We start from the raw sequence: 17,650 nt of genomic DNA on the forward strand, positions 1-17,650 counted from the left end.
GATGAACATCGATGGCATTGCGGCGATCGTGACGGGCGGGGCCTCCGGCCTCGGCGGCGGTTCCGCCAAACGGCTTGCGGCTCAGGGCGCCAAGGTCACGATCTTCGATCTCAACGCCGATCTCGGCACGGCGCTGGCGCAGGAAATCGGCGGGCATTTCGTGCGCGTCGATGTCACCGACGAACAGGCGGTCGCCGATGCCATCGGGGAAGCGGAGGGCGTCAACGGCAAGGCGCGCATCCTGGTGAATTGCGCCGGCATCGGCCCGCCTGCCAAGGTGATCGACCGCGACGGCAATGCGCTGCCGCTCGCGTCCTTCTCGAAAATCGTGACGATCAATCTGATCGGCACGTTCAACGTCCTGTCGAAATTCGCCGCGGCCCTCCACACCGCGGCGCCGATCGGCGAGGAGCGCGGCGTCGTCATCAACACCGCCTCCGTCGCCGCCTATGACGGTCAGATCGGGCAGGCTGCCTATGCCGCATCCAAGGGCGGCGTGGTCGGCATGACGCTGCCGATCGCGCGGGAACTGGCGCGCTATGGCATCCGCGTGATGACGATCGCGCCCGGCATCTTCTGGACGCCGCTGCTCGCGACGCTGCCGCAGGAGGCGCAGGACAGCCTGGGCGCGCAGGTGCCCTTCCCCAGCCGCCTCGGCCAGCCCGACGAATATGCGCAGCTGGTCGAATCGATCGTGACCAACCCGATGCTCAACGGCGAAACGATCCGCCTCGACGGCGCGATCCGGATGGCGCCGCGATGACCGCGCCCACTGAGCGGGCGCGTACGATCGGCGCGGCGGTGGAGACGTTCGTCCGCGATGTCGTCGCCCCCTACGAAAGCGACCCGCGCCGTGACGCGCACGGGCCCAGCGACGCACTGGTCGACGAATTGCGCGGCAAGGCGCGCGCGGCGGGCGTGCTCACCCCGCACATCCTGCCCGATGGCACCCATCTGACGCAGCGCGAAACCGCCTATGTCCTGCGCCAGTCCGGCCTGTCCCCGCTCGGCCCGATCGCGGTCAACACCGCCGCGCCGGACGAGGGCAACATGTACCTGCTCGGCAAGGTCGGTAGCGACGATCAGAAGCGCCGCTTCCTCGATCCGCTGGTGCGCGGCGACGCACGCTCGGCGTTCTTCATGACCGAACCCGCGGCAGACGGCGGCGCCGGCTCGGATCCGTCGATGATGCAGACCACCGCGACGCTCGACGGCAATCACTGGGTGGTCAACGGTCGCAAGGCGTTCATCACCGGTGCCCAGGGCGCGAAGGTCGGGATCGTCATGGCGAAGTCCGACGCCACCGACGGGACCGGGGGCGCCTGCATGTTCCTGGTCGATCTGCCCGACCCGGCGATCACCATCGAACGCGTGCTCGACACGATCGACAGCTCGATGCCCGGTGGCCATGCCGTGGTGCGGATCGACAATCTGCGCATCCCGGCGGACCAGATGCTGGGGCACAGCGGCGAAGGGTTCAAATACGCCCAGATCCGCCTCGCCCCTGCCCGGCTGTCGCATTGCATGCGCTGGCTCGGTGCGTGCGTCCGCGCGCATGAGATCGCGACCGACTACGCCAATCGCCGCCATGCCTTCGGCAAGGTGCTGATCGATCACGAAGGCGTCGGCTTCATGCTCGCCGAAAACCTCATCGACCTGAAACAGGCCGAATTGATGATCGACTGGTGCGCCGACGCATTGGACGGTGGTGCCAACGGCGGTCCGGAAAGCTCGATGACCAAGGTCGCCGTGTCCGAAGCGCTGATGCGCGTCGCCGACCGCTGCGTGCAGGTGATGGGCGGCACCGGCGTCACCGGCGATACGATCGTCGAACAGGTGTTCCGCGAAATCCGGGCTTTCCGCATTTATGACGGCCCGACCGAAGTCCACAAATGGAGCCTCGCCAAGAAGATCAAGCGCGACTGGAAGGCGGCGCAGGCATGACGCACCGCTATATCCGGCTCCAGAGCGCGGGGCGGCTGACGATCGCCCGCCTCGAAGCGCGCACCGCACCGAACGCCCAAGCGCATGACGCACCGGGCGCCGCGCCTGACGCCCTCGCCGCCAAGCGTGCGTCCGTCTGGACGGCGCTATGACCGAAGCGCTCAGCCAGACCGCCAACGCGGGCACCACCGCCGTCCGGGACGCCCACCGTTTCGACGAAGCCGCGCTCGCCCGCTGGATGACCGACCATGTCGATGGCTTTTCCGGGCCGCTGACCGTGGATCAGTTCAAGGGCGGGCAGTCCAACCCCACCTATCGCCTGACCACGCCCGGTGCCGCTTATGTCCTGCGCCGCAAACCGCCGGGGCCGCTGTTGAAGGGCGCGCACGATGTGTTGCGCGAGGCGCGCGTGCTCACCGCGCTGGCGAACACCGACGTGCCGGTCGCACCGGTCCACGGCATCTGCGCCGACGACGGCGTCATCGGCACGCCGTTCTTCGTGATGGGGCTGGTTGAGGGGCGGATCGTCTGGGACGCGACTTTCCCGGACGTGCCGCGGGAAGAGCGTGCCGCCTATTTCGACGCGATGAACGCGACGCTCGCGGCCCTGCACGGTGTCGATTACGCCGCCGTCGGCCTCGACGATTACGGGCGGCCCGGAAATTACTTCGCGCGGCAGATCGCCCGCTGGTCGAAACAATATCAGGACGATGCCGATGCCGGCCGCGATGCGGACATGGACGCCCTGGTCGCGTGGCTGCCCGACAACATCCCCGCGGACGACGAGACGCGGATCGTCCACGGCGATTTCCGTTGCGACAACATGATCTTCCACCCCACCGAACCGCGTATCCTCGCGGTCCTCGACTGGGAGCTTTCCACACTCGGCCATCCGCTCGCCGATTTCGCCTATCATGCGATGATGTACCGGATGCCGCCCGACATCGTCGCCGGGCTGGCCGGCGCAGACATTGCCGCGCTCGGTATCCCCAGCGAGCGGGAGTACATCGCCGCCTACTGCGCACGCACGGGCCGCGCTGCCATTCCCGATTACGATTTTTACGTCGCCTTCAACGTCTTCCGCCTCGCTGCGATCTTCCACGGCATCAAGGGCCGGGTGATCCGCGGCACTGCCGCCTCCGCCCACGCCCGCGAGCGCGCCGCGGCCTTCCCCCGCCTAGCCCGTCTGGCCCGCGAGGCCATGGAGAGCTGCCGATGAGCACCGTCCTGCTGCGCCGCGACGGCGGCATCGCCCATCTCACGCTCAACCGGCCCGACGCCGGCAATGCGATCGACCCGACGCTGGCCGCAGACCTCGCCAGTGCCGCGACCGACGTCGCCGCAGATCCTGCCGTCCGCTGCGTCCTGCTAACCGGCGCCGGCCGGCTGTTCTGCGCGGGCGGCGATGTCGGCGGCATGGCGGCGGCGGGCGAGGATGCGCCGCGCTTCCTGCGCGACTTGGCCGATACGCTGCACGGCGCGGTCGTGACGATGGCGACGATGGCCAAGCCGCTGGTCGTCGCGGTCAACGGCCCCGCCGCCGGCGCCGGCCTAAGCCTCGCCTTGTTGGGGGATGTCGTGATCGCGTCGCGCTCGGCGCATTTCACTGCGGCCTATACCGGCATCGGCCTCAGCCCCGACGGCGGGATGAGCTGGCTGCTGCCCCGCCTCATCGGCCTGCGCCGCGCCCAGGCGATGATTCTGACCAACGCGCGCATCGGTGCAGACGAGGCGGAGCGCATCGGCCTCGTCACCCGCACCGTCGCCGACGCCGATCTGGCGGACGAGGCGCTCCGCACCGCGCAGGCGCTGGTCGCCGCCCCGACCGCCGCGATCGGGGCCGCGCGACACCTGCTGCTCGAGGGCGCGACCGCCACGTTGCGCGATCACCTCGACGCAGAGGCCGCGACCATCGCCGCCGCCGGCGCGCATCCCGAATCCCGCGAAGGCGTCGCCGCCTTCCTCGCCCGCCGCAAGCCCGTTTTCTGAGGAGCCTGATCATGGCCGATGCCTATATCGTCAACGCGGTCCGCCTTCCCGGAGGCCGTCGCAACGGCCGGTTGTCGACCGTCCACCCGGCCGACCTCGCGGCCAGCGTCCTCGACGCGCTCGTCGATTCCGCCGGCATCGATCCTGCTGCGATCGAGGACGTCATCATGGGCTGCGTCACCCAGGCGGGCGAACAATCCTTCGCCTTCGGCCGCAACGCCGTCTTTGCTTCGAAACTGCCCGACAGCGTGCCGGCGGTGACGATCGATCGCCAGTGCGGCTCGTCGCAACAGGCGATCCAGTTCGCCGCGCAGGCAGTCATGTCGGGCACGCAGGACGTCGTCATCGCGGCCGGCGCCGAAAGCATGAGCCGCGTGCCGATGTTCTCCAACATGTCGCTCCACAAAAAGGGAAGGCATTGGGATCGGCCCGGTCAGCGAGAGCATCGCCGCGCGCTTCGGCGTCGCCGAATTCAGCCAGTTCGACGGCGCGGAAGCGATCGCCCGCAAATACGGCTTCGATCGCGAGACGCTCGACCGCTACGCACTGGAAAGCCATCGCCGCGCCGCCGCCGCCACCCAGGCAGGCGCGTTCAATGCGGAGATCGTGCCGATCATGGTCGACGACGAACCGCATTGGCGCGACGAGGGCATCCGCCTGGACGCCACGCTCGAAGCGATCGCCTCGGTGAAGCCGCTGCGCGACGGCGGTGTCATCACGGCCGCGAATGCCAGCCAGATCTGCGACGGCGCCAGCGCGGTGCTGGTCGTCAACGAACGCGCCCTGAAAGCGCACGGCCTGACGCCGATCGCCCGCATCGTCGACCTGACCGTCACCGCGGGCGATCCCGTCATCATGCTCGAAGAACCCCTGTTCGCGACCGACAAGGCGCTGCGCAAGGCCGGCCTCTCCATCAACGATATCGATCTGTACGAAGTGAACGAGGCGTTCGCGCCGGTGCCGCTCGCCTGGGCGAAGCATGTCGGCGCCGATCCCGACAGGCTGAACGTCAACGGCGGCGCGATCGCGCTCGGCCATCCGCTCGGCGCGAGCGGGACGAAGCTGATGACCACGCTGATCCACGCCCTGCGCGCGCGCGGCAAGCGCTATGGCCTCCAGACCATGTGCGAAGGCGGCGGCATCGCCAACGTCACCATCGTCGAGGCGCTCTGATGGCGCTGCGCACGCGCATCACCGATCTGCTCGGTATCGAACATCCGGTCGTACAGGGCGGCATGATGTGGGTCGGCCGCGCCGAACTGGCCGCGGCGGTGTCCAACGCCGGCGGCCTCGGCATCCTCACCGCCCTCACCCAGCCGACGCCCGACGATCTGCGCCGCGAGATCGAACGCTGCCGGACGATGACCGACAAGCCGTTCGGGGTGAACCTCACCATCCTGCCCTCGGTATCGCCGCCGCCCTATGCCGACTATCGCCGCGCGATCATCGACATGGGTGTCACCATCGTCGAAACCGCCGGCCATCGCCCGCAGGAGCATGTCGAGCATTTCAAGGCGCACGGCATCACCGTCATCCACAAATGCACCGCCGTCCGCCACGCGCTGTCCGCCGAGCGGATGGGCGTCGACGCCATCTCGATCGACGGTTTCGAATGCGCCGGCCATCCCGGGGAGGACGACATTCCCGGCCTCGTCCTGATCCCCGCCGCCGCCGACAGGGTGCGCGTGCCGATGCTGGCGAGCGGCGGTTTCGGCGATGGCCGTGGCCTCGCCGCCGCGCTCGCGCTCGGTGCCGATGGCATCAACATGGGCACACGCTTCTGCGCGACGGTCGAGGCGCCGATCCACGACGCGGTGAAGCAATTCATCGTCGCCAACGACGAGCGCGCGACCAACCTGATCTTCCGCCGCTTCCACAACACCGGCCGCGTCGCCAAGACCAGCGTCTCCGATCGCGTCGTCGACCTATCGAACCGTCCCGAAACGACGTTCGAGGATATCCGCCCGCTGGTATCCGGCGCGAAGGGGCGGATCGCGCTCGAGACCGGCGACCTCGACGCCGGTCTGATCTGGGCCGGCCAGATCCAGGGCCTCATCCACGACATTCCGACCTGCCGCGACCTGGTCGCGCGCATCGTACGGGACGCCGAACGGATCATCACGTCGCGGCTGACGCACTGCATCGTCGCGCCGCACGAGATGGCGGCATGACCGCGATCACCGTCATCCTGCGCGACGACACCATGCGCCAGGTCGACGCCACGGCGGGCGTGAGCGTGATGGAGGCGATCCGCGACGCCGGCATCGACGAGCTTCTCGCGATGTGCGGCGGATGCTGTTCCTGCGCCACCTGCCATGTGTATGTCGAAGACGGTGACGGCGCCCTGCCACCGGTCAGTCCGGATGAGGACGATCTGCTCGACAGCAGCGATCATCGCCGTGCGGACTCCCGCCTCTCCTGCCAGCTGCTCCTGACGGACGCCGACGCGGCCCTGCGCGTCCGCATCGCTCCGGAGGATTAGCCATGGCCGAAGCATCCGGGCCGCTCGTCGGCCTTCGCGTGGTGGAGTTCGTCAGCATCGGGCCCGGCCCGCATTGCGCGATGCTGCTGTCCGATCAGGGCGCGGACGTCGTGCGGATCGATCGCCCCGGCGGCAACGGCTGGCCCAACCCGATCATGGATCGCGGCCGCACGGTCATGACGCTCGACATCCGCAGCGACGAAGGGCGCGATCGGGCGATCGCCCTCTGCGACACGGCCGATGTGCTGATCGAAGGCTTCCGCCCCGGCGTCATGGAGCGCCTCGGCCTCGGCCCCGACGTCCTGTGCGGGCGCAACGACCGGCTCGTCTACGGCCGGATGACGGGATGGGGACAGGATGGCCCGCTCGCCCAAACCGCCGGCCATGACATCAATTACATCGCCATGACCGGCGCGCTCGCCGCGATGGGCCATGCCGGCGAACGGTCGCCCCCGCCGCTCAACCTCGTCGGCGACTTCGGCGGCGGCTCGATGTTCCTCGCCTTCGGCATCATGGCCGCCTTGTGGGAGCGCGAACGCTCCGGCCGCGGGCAGGTCGTCGACGCCGCGATCGTCGACGGCGTCAGCAACCTCATGACGATGTTCACCGGCCTGACGCCATCGGGGCGCATCTCACTGCACCGCGACCGAAACCCCCTGGCCGGCGCCGCCCCATATTACCGCACCTATATGTGCGCCGACGGTCGCCAGATCGCTGTCGGCGCGATCGAGCCGCAGTTCTGGGCGCAGTTGCTCACGACGCTGGGTATCGCCTGCGACCGCCCATCGGACCTGCAGCGCGAGGCGGCATGGCCCGAAACCACACGGCTGCTCGAAGCCGCCTTCGCCAGCCAGCCCTGCGCGCACTGGACGGCGCTGTTCCACGGCACCGACGCCTGCGTCTACCCCGTCCTCACCACGCAAGAGGCGCTCCACGACCCCCATCTCCAGGCGCGCGGCACGTTCGTCGATCAGCACGGCATCCCCCACACCGCGCCAGCCCCCCGCTTCTCCCGAACGCCAGGCGCGATACAGGACGGGCGAACCGCCGATCCCACAAAGACACTATGGAGCACCGCCTGATGCGAGTGTGAGAGGACGTCTCCCCGCCCGCAGTCGGCCGAGGCCTGATGCCAGGTCGCATGGCCGAACGTCGGCTCACCCCGCTTACCGATCAGAAGCGGACAGTATGCCCCTAGCGATCGCTTGGAGCACCCGCTCGATTATCTCGATTTTCTGCCCTGGCCCGCCTGTCGAGCACCGCCAGCATCATCCGCGTCACCGCGGAGCGCCCCCATGGCACGCGCGGCCTTCCAGCCAGCGGTCCACCACGACAGGCACACATCACGTTCGGCTGGGATTTCAGGCAGATGGCTGGGGCGGCAGGATTCGAACCTGCGTATGACGGTACCAAAAACCGTTGCCTTACCGCTTGGCGACGCCCCACCGGGAGGCGCGCCTTATAGCCAGCGGGCGGCGTGTGAAAAGCCCCAACGCGCCGAGTTTTCGCGTGAAAGCCACGAAAACCCGGCCATGCGTCCTCAATCCAGTCGTTCGAGCCAGCCGTGCGGGTCGGCGGCGCGGCCGCGCTGGATCGCCGACAGCGCGTCGAGCATGCGCTGCGTGAGCTGGCCGGTGCCGCCACTGCCGATGGTGAAGCGGCCGGTCGCTTCCACCACCTGGCCGATCGGGGTGACGACCGCGGCGGTGCCGCAGGCGAAGGCTTCGGTCAGGCGGCCGCTCGCGGCGTCGGCGCGCCACTGGTCGATGCCATAGGGCTCTTCGCGCACCGTCAGGCCCTGGTCGCGGGCGATGCGGATGATCGAATCGCGGGTGATGCCGGGCAGAATTGTGCCGGTCAGCGGCGGCGTCACCATCGATCCGTCGTCGAATACGAAGAAGACGTTCATGCCGCCCAGTTCCTCGACCCAGCGGCGCTCGACCGCGTCGAGGAAGACGACCTGGTCGCACCCTTGCGCGATCGCTTCCGACTGCGCGGCGAGGCTGGCGGCGTAATTGCCGCCGCACTTCGCCTCGCCCGTACCGCCGGGCGCGGCGCGCGTGTAATTCTGGCTGACCCAGATCGACACGGCGCGCGCGCCACCCTTCCAATAGGCGCCGACCGAGGATGCGATGACCATGTAGAGATATTCGGCGGACGGCTTCACGCCCAGGAACGCCTCGCTCGCATACATGAAGGGGCGAAGGTACAGCGCGCCGCCCTCAACCTGAGGGAACCAGTCGCGCTCGGTCCGGACCAATTGGCGGCACGATTCGAGGAACAGCTCCTCGGGCAGTTCGGGCATCGCGAGGCGCCGCGCGCTGTTGTTGAAGCGGCGCGCATTGGCGTCCGGACGGAACAGCGCCATGCCGCCGTCATCCAGGCGATAGGCCTTCAGCCCTTCGAAAATCTCCTGTGCATAATGCAGCACCGCGGTGGAGGGATCGACCGTCACCGGTGCGCGCGCGGTGATGACGGCGTCGTGCCAGCCCTGCCCCTCGGTGTAGCGGATCACCGCCATATGGTCGGTGAAGACGCGGCCGAACCCCGGATCGACCAGCCGCGCCGCGCGCTCGTTGGCGTCCACCGGCGTGGTGCTGGGATCGAAGCGAAAAGCGGCCGACCCGGCCGTCGAAGGCGCATTCATTTGATTTCTCTCAGACATCAGGGGTTGCAGACGCGTAGGGACGGTGGCTAAACCGGTCAATATGGCTGCCCCAGTGTCCTCCGCATCCGCGCAATTCCTGCGTGAACCCGAACTCCGTCGTGGCATGGAACTGCTGTATTTCGGCCATAGCCATCTCACGCGCTCCATCGACCAGGGGCTTGCCGCCCAAGGATTGGGCCGCGCGCACCACCGTGCCTTGTATTTCATCGCCCGCAAGCCCGATCTGACGGTCAGCGAGCTGCTGGCGATGCTGGCGATCACCAAGCAATCGCTGGGTCGCGTACTCAACGAGCTGAGCGACCGCAAGCTCGTCACCGCCCGCCCCGGCGAACGCGACCGCCGCCAGCGGCTGCTGCGCCTGACCACGGAGGGGGCGCAGCTCGAAAGCGACCTGTTCGAGGCGGTGCGGATCAAGATGGCGCAGGCCTATCAGTCTGCCGGCCAAGAGGCGGTGTCGGGCTATTGGGCGGTGCTGGAGGGCATGATCCCCGAGGCCGAGCGCGCCAACATCCAGAAGCTGGGGCTCTAACCCGCACGCCCATCGGCTGGGCCGCGCCCTGCGGCTCAGCGCGTTTCGGCCGCCATCTCGCGGTTCCGGCGCGCCGAGGCGGCCAATGTATCGGTCAGCAGCGCGACCAGCCCGTCGGCACGGTCGAGCACGTTCAGCCCCTGCCGCGTCGATCCGCCCGGACTCGCTACGCGATCGGCGAGCGTCGCAGGCGGAGCATCGGCGTCGGCCGCCATAACCGCGGCGCCCTCCAGCGTCGCGAGCGCGAGCCGGGCCGCCTGATCCGCCGGCAACCCCAGCGCCGCCCCCGCCTGCGCCAGCGCATCGGCGAAGCGGAACACGAAGCCCGGCCCGCAGCCCGCCAGCGCGGTCACGTCGTCGAACCGCGCTTCGTCGGCGATCCATTCGACATGGCCCAACGGCCGCATCCACGCGGTCACCTCGTCGCGCACACTCTCGTCCGCGGTCGAGGAATGGAGCGCCACCACGCCCTTGCCGATCGCGACGGGCAGGTTCGGCATCGCGCGCACCACCGCCCCGGCGCGGCACAGCGGCGCCAGCGTCGCCTCCTCCACCCCGGCCAGGATCGACACGAGCAGCCGCGGCGCATGGCCCGCGATCGCACCGCCCGACAGGCTGCGCAGCTGTTGCGGTTTCAGCCCGAGCAGGATGACGTCATACGCCCCCTCCTCCGCCGCCGGCACCGCAGGCACGACGCGCACGCCATCGGGCATCGCACGGCCGCTGGGGCTGACGACGGTGACGTGGCGCGCCTCCATGCCGGCCGCGAGCCAGCGGCGCAGCATCGCACCGCCCATGTTGCCGGCGCCGATCATCAGCAGCTTCACCGCCTCAGGCCTCGCCCTGCGTCTCGATCAACGCAGCGGCCAGCGCCTCGCGCGGGGTCTTGCCGCCCCACAGGACGAACTGGAACACCGGGTAGAAGCGCTCGCACTCCTCGATCGCCGATTCGACCAGCAGCTCGGCCGCACCCAGCGACATCGTGCCCTCGTCCTCGCCGTCGATCATCGCCGCATGCCGATAGAGCAAGACGCCAGAGGACGACCAAAGCTCGAAATGGCCGATCCACAATTGTTCGTTGACCAGCCCGATCGCCTCATAGACGCCGCCACGGCGATCGTCAGTCACCTTGATGTCAGGGAAGGCGAGGAATTGCAGGACGCTGTCGTCCTCACGCCACAGCGCGCGCAATTCGTAGGTGGTCCAGCTGCCCTTGACCGTCGCGACGATCTCGTCGTCATGCCGCTCATGCTCCCAGCCATGCGCGGCGTAATAAGCCTCGAGCATGTCGATGGGAGCGGCGGGATCGGTGTCGTGTTCGGCGGAATCGAGCATTATCGTGCCCCTTATCGCACGACGAGGCTGCCGAGGCAAAAAGCCCCATGCAACCCCGTCGTGGACAAGCCTGTCGATAAAGCTGTGGAAAAGTGGGTCAGGCGCCCCAATCAGGCAACCGGCGCCGCACTGGTGGCAAGCTTCGCCTCCAGCGCTTCGATCCGGGCCTTCAGCGCGTCATTCTCGTCTCGGGCGGCGACGGCCATCGCCTTCACCACCTCGAACTCGTCACGGCTGACGAAATCGAGCCCGCCGATCCATTCGCGCATCCGGGCGCGCGCCCCCGATTCCGCCTCGCGCCCCACGCCGGCCAGCGTACCGGCGGCGCCGTTCATCAGCTTCACGAAATCATCGAACAGGCGGTTGTCGGACTGCATATCTTCGGTTCCCGGCACATAAGCGTGCGTATCGTCACAGCATCTGGGACGTGTGTGCGCCCGGCACAAGGGTTTCCGCACCGGGGTTGAGCTGGCCGATCCGCCAGGTCAGCACGCCCGCAAAGCTGATCCACACCATATAGGGCACCATCAGCCACGCCGCAGCGGTACGAATCCGCCCGAACAACACCGTTGTGACGATCGACAGCAGCAGCATCGCAACGATCACGACGAGCGCCGCGCCGATACGATGCGCGCCGAAGAACAGCGGCGTCCAGGCGAGGTTGAGGGCGAACTGCACCGCGAACACCGCCAGCGCCAGCCCCCGCCCGCGCGCGCCGCGCGCATGCAGGATCAGCGCGACCGCCAGGCCCAGCAGGATGTACAGCGACGTCCAGGCGACGGGAAACACCCATCCCGGCGGCGTCAGCGCGGGCTTTTGCAGCGCGACGTACCAGCTGTTCTCCGACCCCGCCGGCACGGCACGACCCGAGGCGAAGCCCAGCAGCAGGATCAGCGGCACGGTCACGATCGCCCAGCGCAGGAACGACATTCGCAGCTGACCCTTGGACGCAATCCCGCTCACCGACGCTTCCTCCGCATGCCTTTCGCGCCCCTTGTCGCGTGACGGCCCGTTCGTAAAGCGTCCGTTACGATTATCGTTCCGTCATGGCCCGTTTCGGGATGCCGCGACCAGAAATTCGATATTGCCTTCGGGCCCGGTGATCGGGCTTTCGGTGACGCCCGCGACGCTCCAGCCGCTCGCCTGCAGCCAGGCGACCACGTCGTCGCACACCCGCGCATGCACGGCGGAATCGCGCACCACGCCGCCCTTGCCCACCTCCTCGCGCCCCGCCTCGAACTGGGGCTTGATGAGGGCCAGCAGGCGCGCGCCTTCCCGCGCGAAGGTCATCGGCCGTTCCAGCACCTTCGACAGGCCGATGAAGCTCGCGTCGCACACGATCAGGTCAACGGGCTCGGGAATATGCGCGTCGGTCAAGATGCGCGCGCTGGTCTGTTCGTGAACGATCACCCGCGGGTCCTGGCGCAGCTTCCACGCGAGCTGGTTGGTGCCGCTGTCGACCGCATAGACGCGCGCCGCGCCACGGGTCAGCAGCACGTCGGTGAAGCCGCCCGTCGACGATCCCACGTCGATCGCCACCGCGTCGGTCACGTCCCACCCGACATGATCCAGGCCGTGCGCCAGCTTGATCCCGCCGCGCGACACCCAGGGATGATCGCGTCCGCGCACGTCGAGCGGCGCGTCGTCGGGCAGCGCCTGCCCCGGCTTGTCGATCTTGCGCGTGTCCGAAAACACGAGGCCGGCCATGATCAGCGCCTGCGCCCGCGTCTTCGATTCGGCGAGCCCGCGGTCTACGAGCAACTGGTCGGCACGGATTTTCGCCATCAGGGCTCCGTAGCGAGGGCACCGCCCGGCGTCACGCCCCCTGCTGTGCGAGGCAGTCTCGCGCCCCCCACCCTACCCGCCCGCCCGCCCGCCCGTCATTCCTGGGTAGTCGCCCACCCCGACACCACCCGTCATTCCCGCGAAGGCGGGAATCCAGACGCGCTACCGTCCCGATTCCATCGCGAATGTCAGAGGTTATGGATTCCCGCCTACGCGGGAATGACGGCCCCCAGGGCACGCGGAGCCCCCTCCCGCTCCACCCGTCGCATCCCGCCCTCCATCAGCCGCGACTCTATTGCCTATAGGAATAGTAGGATTACCTTGCCTGTCGGGAAGCATGACCGTACGGCGTGTCCCGATACGCCGGCCGGCCCCGCTGTCCCCCACTGGAGGGAGATGCAGCATGACCGGATTTTCCCATTACGACGCGACCTTGCCGACCATCCTGACCGTGCCCGGCCTCGGCGGCTCCGGGCCTTCGCACTGGCAGACCTTGTGGGAGGAGGCGCGGCCCGACACCGTCCGTGTCGAACTCGGCATGTGGCATACGCCGCACCGCAACGCTTGGGTGACGAAGCTCGACCAGGCGATCGCCCGCGCCGAAGCCCCCGTGATCCTCGCCGCGCACAGCCTCGGCTGCCTTGCGGTGGCGTGGTGGGCGGAACTGTCGCCGCAACCCTATGGCTGGCCGGTGGCCGGCGCGCTGCTCGTCGCGCCTGCGGACGTCGACCGCCCGAACGCGCCCGACGAATTGCGCGGCTTCGCGCCGACACCGAAGACGCCCTTGCCCTTCCCGTCGATCGTCGTCGCGTCGAGCGACGATCCCTGGATCACCATCGACCGCGCGCACAGCCTCGCGGCGCAATGGGGCAGTCATTTCGTCGATGCCGGGCCCCAGGGTCACCTCAATGCCGCCAGCGGGGTCGGCTGGTGGCGCGAAGGACAGGAACTGCTCGACCGCGTGATCGCCGCCGGCACCGATGGGCACGGCCATGCCCGCTCCCCCGGCGATGCCCGCTCGATCCTGGCGATCAACGCGACCGACGCCGCGCAGACGCACTATCTCGGCCGATAGCTATCCCGCGACGGGCGCAAACGGATTCACGATCCGAACGCGCCCGTCGATGACGAGCCCGTCGTGCATATCCTCGGAATAGAGCGTATCGCACTCCGCCGTCAGCGCCGCCGCGGCGATCATCGCATCGTAGACCGACAGGCGATAGCGTTCGGCGAGGCGCAGGCCGAGGTGGTGGAGGTCGAGATCGAGGATTACCAAAGTGGAACACCGATCCGTGACCGTCTCGATTGCCTCACGGATCCGGGGCCATTCCCATTTGAGCTTCTTGCGTAGAACGTTGGCCAGTTCGTTCAACGACTGCGTACTGACGGCCCCGCCCTATTGTAGCAGCTTGTAAGACGTCGCCGTGCGGGGCTCATTACCGAAGGCATAAACGAGTATATTCGAGTCGAAGAACGCGACCATCAGCGCGCGTTGGCTTCGTCACGGTCAAATTTGTAATCGGGGGGCAAAGGCCTTGCCAGGGCCTTCATGCGATCGATCGCCGAATTACGATCCTCATCAGACACCTCCAAGGAGATGACGTTGGATTTGGCGACCTTTACCTGGTCGCCCTCATGCAACCCCAGCGCCGCGACGACATCGTCGGGCACCTGCACCACATAACCATCGGCGGTCTTCTCGAGCTTCATGGCACGTCGCATACCACGAAACCGGCCGCCGTGCGAGCGGCCGGCCGTGGGCCTCCGCCGTCAGCGCTTCGCGTCGAACGTCAGTAGCGATGGCTCCGCCGGCACCCCGTCCAGGCTCTTGAAGTTGCGATAGTGTGCGCTGTTGAAGCCCACCGCATAGGCCTGTCCGGCCACCGCGGTACATTGCATCGTAAAGCTGCGCCCATCCGCCGACCGGCGCGGCGTGCCGTCGCATTCGGGATAGGCGCCGCGGTCGGACGTCGCGAACGAAAGGTCCCCCGGCTGCATCGGTCGATCGAAGGTGACGCCGAGCGTGAACGGCCCCGGCGGGATCGTCGCGTGCATCGCCGGCGTCGTCGTCACTACATAGGGCACGTCGGCGGCGCGCCGGTAGAGATAGGCGACGAACGCAGCCCCCTGCCCCGTGTCGTCCCCACCCACCGAAAAGCTCGATTCGCTGGAAAATCCCAGCGTCCGCACGCCGAAAAGGGCGACCTGCTGCACCTCCAGCAACGCCGCATTGGCGGTGCCGCCCGGTGCGATCCGCCCGGCCACCTCGCACAGATCCGTCGCGCACAGGACGCGCAGGCTGTTGATCCCGTCGACCCTGCCGAACCGGTTCATCAGCCGCGTTTCCGCCGGCGCGGCCCAGCCGGCGTCACGCGCTTCCCGGCGCACCCGCGCATGCAACGCCGCCGCGTCATGGGGCTTGTCCACCACCAGAGAGCCGAGCAACGGATCGGGCGCCTGCCCCCGCTCCTGCTGCCAGCCGATGCCGCCCAGCAGCACTGCCGCCGCCATGCCGAGTCCCAATACCATCGGACGCACCCCTTTCCGTGTCGTGCCCGCCGCACGTTGCGGCAGGTCCGGCACGGCCTCTGGCCGCACGGCAACGGCGGGGGCCACCCCGATTTTTGCGTCACAATTTTCTTGGGCGACCAGCGCGCGGGCGAGATCGCGGCTGCTGCCCGCACCCGTCTTGCGCCGCGCCTCGCGCAGCCGCTCGTTAACCCCATGGACGCTGAGGCCCAGCGCCGCCGCGGCCGTCTTGGCGGTATGCCCCGCCGCCAGCAGCGCCAGAATCTGCCGCTCCGCCTCCGTCAATGAGGCGAAGCGGCCCGCCTCAGACACAGCGGTCCTCGCGCGGGTCCGCTTCCAGCGCCCGGCCCTTCGCCGTCGCCGCCTTCATCGCGCGGTACATGCGCACGTTGACCGCGATCAGCACCACGACCGCCAGGCCGATGATGATCGCGGCCTTCAGCGGTCCGCTCACGCGCGCGCGCCCTCATGCACGCCCGTGCTATTGTGGCGCAGCGCGGTCAGCACCGTGCTGACGATATGGTCGGCATCCAGCCCCGCCTCGGCATATTGCTTCTCGGGCTTGTCCTGATCCTGGAACGTGTCGGGCAGGCGCATCGTGCGCAGCTTCAGCCCGCCGTCGATCAGCCCCTCGTCGCTCGCCAGCGTCAGCACATGCGCGCCGAAGCCGCCGACCGCATTCTCCTCGATCGTCACCGCGACCTCGTGCGCGGTGAGCAGGCGGCGGATCAGCGCCTCGTCCAGCGGCTTGGCGAAGCGCAGGTCGGCGACCGTGGTCGACAGTCCCTTCGCCTCCAGCGTGTCGGCCGCCTTCAGCGCCTCCTCCAGCCGGGTGCCGAGCGACAGGATCGCGACCGTCTTGCCCTCGCGCACGACGCGGCCCTTGCCGATTTCCAGCCGCTCCGGCACTTGCGGAAGGTCGACGCCGACGCCGGCCCCACGCGGATAGCGCACCGCGATCGGCCCGCTGTCGTGCAGCGCCGCGGTGTGCGTCATATGCACCAGCTCCGCCTCGTCCGCTGCCGCCATCACGACGAAATTGGGCAAAGTCGCCAGATAGGTGACGTCGAACGATCCGGCATGTGTCGCGCCATCGGCACCGACCAGCCCCGCGCGATCGATCGCGAAGCGCACCGGCAAATTCTGGATCGCCACGTCATGCACCACCTGGTCGTAGGCGCGTTGCAGGAAGGTCGAATAGATCGCGCAGAACGGCCGCATCCCTTGCGCCGCGAGCCCCGCCGCGAAGGTAACGGCATGCTGTTCCGCGATCCCCACGTCGAACGCGCGATCCGGAAACGCTTTGGCGAAGCGATCGACGCCGGTGCCCGACGGCATCGCCGCGGTGATCGCGACGATCGTCGGATCGCGCTGCCCTTCCTTGACCAGCTGGTCGCCGAACACGTTCTGATATTGCGGCGGCCCGGGAGGCGCCTTGGCCTGCGCACCGGTGATGACGTCGAACTTCTGCACACCGTGATATTTGTCCGCCGCGGCCTCGGCGGGGGCATAGCCCTTGCCCTTCTTGGTCACGACATGGACCAGGATCGGCCCTTCCTCGGCATCGCGGACGTTCTCGAGCACCGGGATCAGATGGTCGAGGTTGTGCCCGTCGATCGGCCCGACGTAATAGAAGCCCAGCTCCTCGAACAGCGTGCCGCCCATCGTCATGCCGCGGGCGAATTCGTCGGTCTTGCGCGCCGCGTGATGGAACGGCCGCGGCAGGCGGCGGGCGAAGCGCTTCAGGATGTCGCGCACGCCTAAGAATTCGCGGCTCGACACGATGCGCGACAGATACGCCGACAGCCCGCCCACCGGCGGCGCGATCGACATGTCATTGTCGTTCAGGATCACGACCAGGCGGTTGCCCGCCTGTTCGGCGTTGTTCATCGCCTCATAGGCCATACCGGCGGACATCGACCCGTCGCCGATCACCGCGATGCCACGCCCGGGCGTGCCGGCGAGCTTGTTCGCCACCGCAAAGCCCAGCGCCGCCGAGATCGAGGTCGACGAATGCGCCGCGCCGAACGGATCGTATTCGCTCTCGCTCCGCTTGGTGAAGCCGCTGAGGCCGCCACCCTGGCGCAGCGTGCGGATGCGGTCGCGGCGCCCGGTCAGGATCTTGTGCGGATAGCATTGATGCCCGACGTCCCAGACCAGCCGGTCGCGCGGCGTATCGAAAACATAGTGGATCGCGGTGGTCAGCTCGACCACGCCCAGTCCGGAGCCGAGGTGGCCACCGGTCGTCCCGACGGCGGAGATCGTCTCCTGCCGCAGCTCGTCCGCCAGTTGGCGCAGCTGCTCGGGCTTCAATTTTCGCAGCTCTTCCGGGGTGTTGACGGTATCGAGCAGCGGAGTCTCAGGGAGTTCGGCCATCCCACCCGTCTAC

General features: G+C 68.3%; 20 protein-coding genes, 1 tRNA gene and 2 pseudogenes. 11 read left to right on the forward strand and 12 right to left on the reverse strand.

The features are described from left to right. Nucleotide 1: 1 nt before the first annotated feature. The 9 genes and pseudogenes from SPHME3_RS0117860 to SPHME3_RS0117900 all read left to right on the forward strand — a co-directional run bounded on the left by SPHME3_RS0117860 (nt 2) and on the right by SPHME3_RS0117900 (nt 7,497). Nucleotides 2–763, forward strand: coding sequence for an SDR family NAD(P)-dependent oxidoreductase (locus SPHME3_RS0117860; RefSeq protein ID WP_017977994.1), 762 nt, complete (start codon nt 2–4; stop codon nt 761–763). After that, nucleotides 760–1,944, forward strand: coding sequence for an acyl-CoA dehydrogenase family protein (locus tag SPHME3_RS0117865; protein ID WP_017977993.1), 1,185 nt, complete (start codon nt 760–762; stop codon nt 1,942–1,944). Before SPHME3_RS0117860 ends, SPHME3_RS0117865 begins: the two co-directional genes overlap by 4 nt. Beyond that, a complete protein-coding gene (locus SPHME3_RS21435) occupies nt 1,941–2,096 on the forward strand; it encodes a hypothetical protein (protein ID WP_017977992.1) in 156 nt (51 codons plus the stop codon). The genes SPHME3_RS0117865 and SPHME3_RS21435 overlap by 4 nt, the downstream gene beginning before the upstream one ends. Beyond that, entirely contained in the window at nt 2,093–3,163 is a 1,071-nt protein-coding gene (locus SPHME3_RS0117875; protein WP_017977991.1) for a phosphotransferase, read from the forward strand. The genes SPHME3_RS21435 and SPHME3_RS0117875 overlap by 4 nt, the downstream gene beginning before the upstream one ends. Beyond that, nucleotides 3,160–3,933: an enoyl-CoA hydratase/isomerase family protein gene (locus tag SPHME3_RS0117880; protein ID WP_017977990.1), complete on the forward strand. Its 774-nt coding sequence runs from the start codon at nt 3,160–3,162 to the stop codon at nt 3,931–3,933. Before SPHME3_RS0117875 ends, SPHME3_RS0117880 begins: the two co-directional genes overlap by 4 nt. A gap of 11 nt (nt 3,934–3,944) precedes the next feature. Further along, a pseudogene (locus SPHME3_RS20295) lies at nt 3,945–5,106 on the forward strand (acetyl-CoA C-acetyltransferase). Beyond that, nucleotides 5,106–6,104: an NAD(P)H-dependent flavin oxidoreductase gene (locus SPHME3_RS0117890; protein WP_017977988.1), complete on the forward strand. Its 999-nt coding sequence runs from the start codon at nt 5,106–5,108 to the stop codon at nt 6,102–6,104. Before SPHME3_RS20295 ends, SPHME3_RS0117890 begins: the two are co-directional and overlap by 1 nt. Then, on the forward strand, nt 6,101–6,415 hold the full coding sequence (locus SPHME3_RS0117895) for a 2Fe-2S iron-sulfur cluster-binding protein (RefSeq protein ID WP_017977987.1): 315 nt from the start codon (nt 6,101–6,103) through the stop codon (nt 6,413–6,415). Before SPHME3_RS0117890 ends, SPHME3_RS0117895 begins: the two co-directional genes overlap by 4 nt. A gap of 2 nt (nt 6,416–6,417) precedes the next feature. Next, nucleotides 6,418–7,497, forward strand: a complete 1,080-nt coding sequence (locus SPHME3_RS0117900) for a CaiB/BaiF CoA transferase family protein (protein WP_017977986.1) — start codon at nt 6,418–6,420, stop codon at nt 7,495–7,497. 288 nt (nt 7,498–7,785) lie between these two features. On the opposite strand, the gene SPHME3_RS0117905 is transcribed toward SPHME3_RS0117900, so the two are convergent. Both SPHME3_RS0117905 and SPHME3_RS0117910 read right to left on the reverse strand, forming a co-directional pair. Further along, nucleotides 7,786–7,860, reverse strand: a tRNA-Gln gene (locus tag SPHME3_RS0117905). Nucleotides 7,861–7,955: 95 nt separating this feature from the next. Next, entirely contained in the window at nt 7,956–9,062 is a 1,107-nt protein-coding gene (locus tag SPHME3_RS0117910) for a branched-chain amino acid aminotransferase (RefSeq protein WP_017977957.1), read from the reverse strand. 61 nt (nt 9,063–9,123) lie between these two features. Here SPHME3_RS0117910 and SPHME3_RS0117915 point away from each other — a divergent pair, with 61 nt between their 5' ends. After that, nucleotides 9,124–9,612 (forward strand): MarR family transcriptional regulator, encoded by a 489-nt coding sequence (locus SPHME3_RS0117915; RefSeq protein ID WP_024310470.1) that lies wholly within the window; start codon nt 9,124–9,126, stop codon nt 9,610–9,612. Nucleotides 9,613–9,647: 35 nt separating this feature from the next. Here SPHME3_RS0117915 and SPHME3_RS0117920 read toward each other — a convergent pair whose 3' ends face one another. The 5 genes from SPHME3_RS0117920 to SPHME3_RS0117940 all read right to left on the reverse strand — a co-directional run bounded on the left by SPHME3_RS0117920 (nt 9,648) and on the right by SPHME3_RS0117940 (nt 12,732). Further along, entirely contained in the window at nt 9,648–10,439 is a 792-nt protein-coding gene (locus SPHME3_RS0117920) for a pyrroline-5-carboxylate reductase family protein (RefSeq protein ID WP_017977955.1), read from the reverse strand. A 4-nt stretch (nt 10,440–10,443) separates the two neighbouring features. Next, nucleotides 10,444–10,947: a type III secretion system chaperone family protein gene (locus SPHME3_RS0117925; RefSeq protein ID WP_017977954.1), complete on the reverse strand. Its 504-nt coding sequence runs from the start codon at nt 10,945–10,947 to the stop codon at nt 10,444–10,446. Between the two features lie 110 nt (nt 10,948–11,057). After that, a complete protein-coding gene (locus SPHME3_RS0117930) occupies nt 11,058–11,324 on the reverse strand; it encodes an accessory factor UbiK family protein (RefSeq protein ID WP_017977953.1) in 267 nt (88 codons plus the stop codon). Between the two features lie 34 nt (nt 11,325–11,358). Then, on the reverse strand, nt 11,359–11,877 hold the full coding sequence (locus SPHME3_RS0117935) for a TspO/MBR family protein (protein WP_017977952.1): 519 nt from the start codon (nt 11,875–11,877) through the stop codon (nt 11,359–11,361). Nucleotides 11,878–11,991: 114 nt separating this feature from the next. After that, nucleotides 11,992–12,732 (reverse strand): TlyA family RNA methyltransferase, encoded by a 741-nt coding sequence (locus SPHME3_RS0117940; RefSeq protein WP_017977951.1) that lies wholly within the window; start codon nt 12,730–12,732, stop codon nt 11,992–11,994. Nucleotides 12,733–13,135: 403 nt separating this feature from the next. Here SPHME3_RS0117940 and SPHME3_RS0117945 point away from each other — a divergent pair, with 403 nt between their 5' ends. Then, a complete protein-coding gene (locus SPHME3_RS0117945; protein WP_017977950.1) occupies nt 13,136–13,807 on the forward strand; it encodes an RBBP9/YdeN family alpha/beta hydrolase in 672 nt (223 codons plus the stop codon). Here the strand turns inward: SPHME3_RS0117945 and SPHME3_RS20300 are convergent. The 5 genes and pseudogenes from SPHME3_RS20300 to dxs form a co-directional block, all read right to left on the reverse strand. Continuing rightward, nucleotides 13,808–14,107, reverse strand: a pseudogene (locus tag SPHME3_RS20300) (PIN domain-containing protein); the annotation flags it as partial. It abuts the gene before it with no gap. Between the two features lie 107 nt (nt 14,108–14,214). Beyond that, nucleotides 14,215–14,442, reverse strand: a complete 228-nt coding sequence (locus SPHME3_RS0117955; RefSeq protein WP_017977948.1) for a hypothetical protein — start codon at nt 14,440–14,442, stop codon at nt 14,215–14,217. Nucleotides 14,443–14,502: 60 nt separating this feature from the next. Beyond that, nucleotides 14,503–15,573, reverse strand: a complete 1,071-nt coding sequence (locus SPHME3_RS0117960; protein ID WP_231291985.1) for a LuxR C-terminal-related transcriptional regulator — start codon at nt 15,571–15,573, stop codon at nt 14,503–14,505. After that, a complete protein-coding gene (locus SPHME3_RS21440) occupies nt 15,566–15,715 on the reverse strand; it encodes a hypothetical protein (RefSeq protein ID WP_017977946.1) in 150 nt (49 codons plus the stop codon). Before SPHME3_RS21440 ends, SPHME3_RS0117960 begins: the two co-directional genes overlap by 8 nt. Further along, nucleotides 15,712–17,637, reverse strand: coding sequence for a 1-deoxy-D-xylulose-5-phosphate synthase (gene dxs / locus SPHME3_RS0117970; RefSeq protein ID WP_017977945.1), 1,926 nt, complete (start codon nt 17,635–17,637; stop codon nt 15,712–15,714). Before dxs ends, SPHME3_RS21440 begins: the two co-directional genes overlap by 4 nt. Between the last annotated feature and the right edge of the window lie 13 nt (nt 17,638–17,650).

Source organism: Sphingomonas melonis DAPP-PG 224, from assembly GCF_000379045.1.
Taxonomy (GTDB): Bacteria; Pseudomonadota; Alphaproteobacteria; order Sphingomonadales; family Sphingomonadaceae; genus Sphingomonas; species Sphingomonas aquatilis.

What these genes read in the sequence shown, in the direction of transcription:
- SPHME3_RS0117945 (WP_017977950.1), top strand. Translation starts at nt 13,136, where the DNA reads ATGACCGGATTTTCCCATTACGACGCGACCTTGCCGACCATCCTGACC.
- SPHME3_RS0117925 (WP_017977954.1), bottom strand. Translation starts at nt 10,947, where the DNA reads ATGCTCGATTCCGCCGAACACGACACCGATCCCGCCGCTCCCATCGAC.
- dxs (WP_017977945.1), bottom strand. Translation starts at nt 17,637, where the DNA reads ATGGCCGAACTCCCTGAGACTCCGCTGCTCGATACCGTCAACACCCCG.
- SPHME3_RS0117895 (WP_017977987.1), top strand. Translation starts at nt 6,101, where the DNA reads ATGACCGCGATCACCGTCATCCTGCGCGACGACACCATGCGCCAGGTC.
- SPHME3_RS0117865 (WP_017977993.1), top strand. Translation starts at nt 760, where the DNA reads ATGACCGCGCCCACTGAGCGGGCGCGTACGATCGGCGCGGCGGTGGAG.
- SPHME3_RS0117940 (WP_017977951.1), bottom strand. Translation starts at nt 12,732, where the DNA reads ATGGCGAAAATCCGTGCCGACCAGTTGCTCGTAGACCGCGGGCTCGCC.
- SPHME3_RS21435 (WP_017977992.1), top strand. Translation starts at nt 1,941, where the DNA reads ATGACGCACCGCTATATCCGGCTCCAGAGCGCGGGGCGGCTGACGATC.
- SPHME3_RS0117910 (WP_017977957.1), bottom strand. Translation starts at nt 9,062, where the DNA reads ATGAATGCGCCTTCGACGGCCGGGTCGGCCGCTTTTCGCTTCGATCCC.
- SPHME3_RS0117875 (WP_017977991.1), top strand. Translation starts at nt 2,093, where the DNA reads ATGACCGAAGCGCTCAGCCAGACCGCCAACGCGGGCACCACCGCCGTC.
- SPHME3_RS0117890 (WP_017977988.1), top strand. Translation starts at nt 5,106, where the DNA reads ATGGCGCTGCGCACGCGCATCACCGATCTGCTCGGTATCGAACATCCG.
- SPHME3_RS0117930 (WP_017977953.1), bottom strand. Translation starts at nt 11,324, where the DNA reads ATGCAGTCCGACAACCGCCTGTTCGATGATTTCGTGAAGCTGATGAAC.
- SPHME3_RS0117915 (WP_024310470.1), top strand. Translation starts at nt 9,124, where the DNA reads ATGGCTGCCCCAGTGTCCTCCGCATCCGCGCAATTCCTGCGTGAACCC.
- SPHME3_RS0117935 (WP_017977952.1), bottom strand. Translation starts at nt 11,877, where the DNA reads ATGTCGTTCCTGCGCTGGGCGATCGTGACCGTGCCGCTGATCCTGCTG.
- SPHME3_RS0117955 (WP_017977948.1), bottom strand. Translation starts at nt 14,442, where the DNA reads ATGAAGCTCGAGAAGACCGCCGATGGTTATGTGGTGCAGGTGCCCGAC.
- SPHME3_RS0117880 (WP_017977990.1), top strand. Translation starts at nt 3,160, where the DNA reads ATGAGCACCGTCCTGCTGCGCCGCGACGGCGGCATCGCCCATCTCACG.
- SPHME3_RS0117860 (WP_017977994.1), top strand. Translation starts at nt 2, where the DNA reads ATGAACATCGATGGCATTGCGGCGATCGTGACGGGCGGGGCCTCCGGC.
- SPHME3_RS0117900 (WP_017977986.1), top strand. Translation starts at nt 6,418, where the DNA reads ATGGCCGAAGCATCCGGGCCGCTCGTCGGCCTTCGCGTGGTGGAGTTC.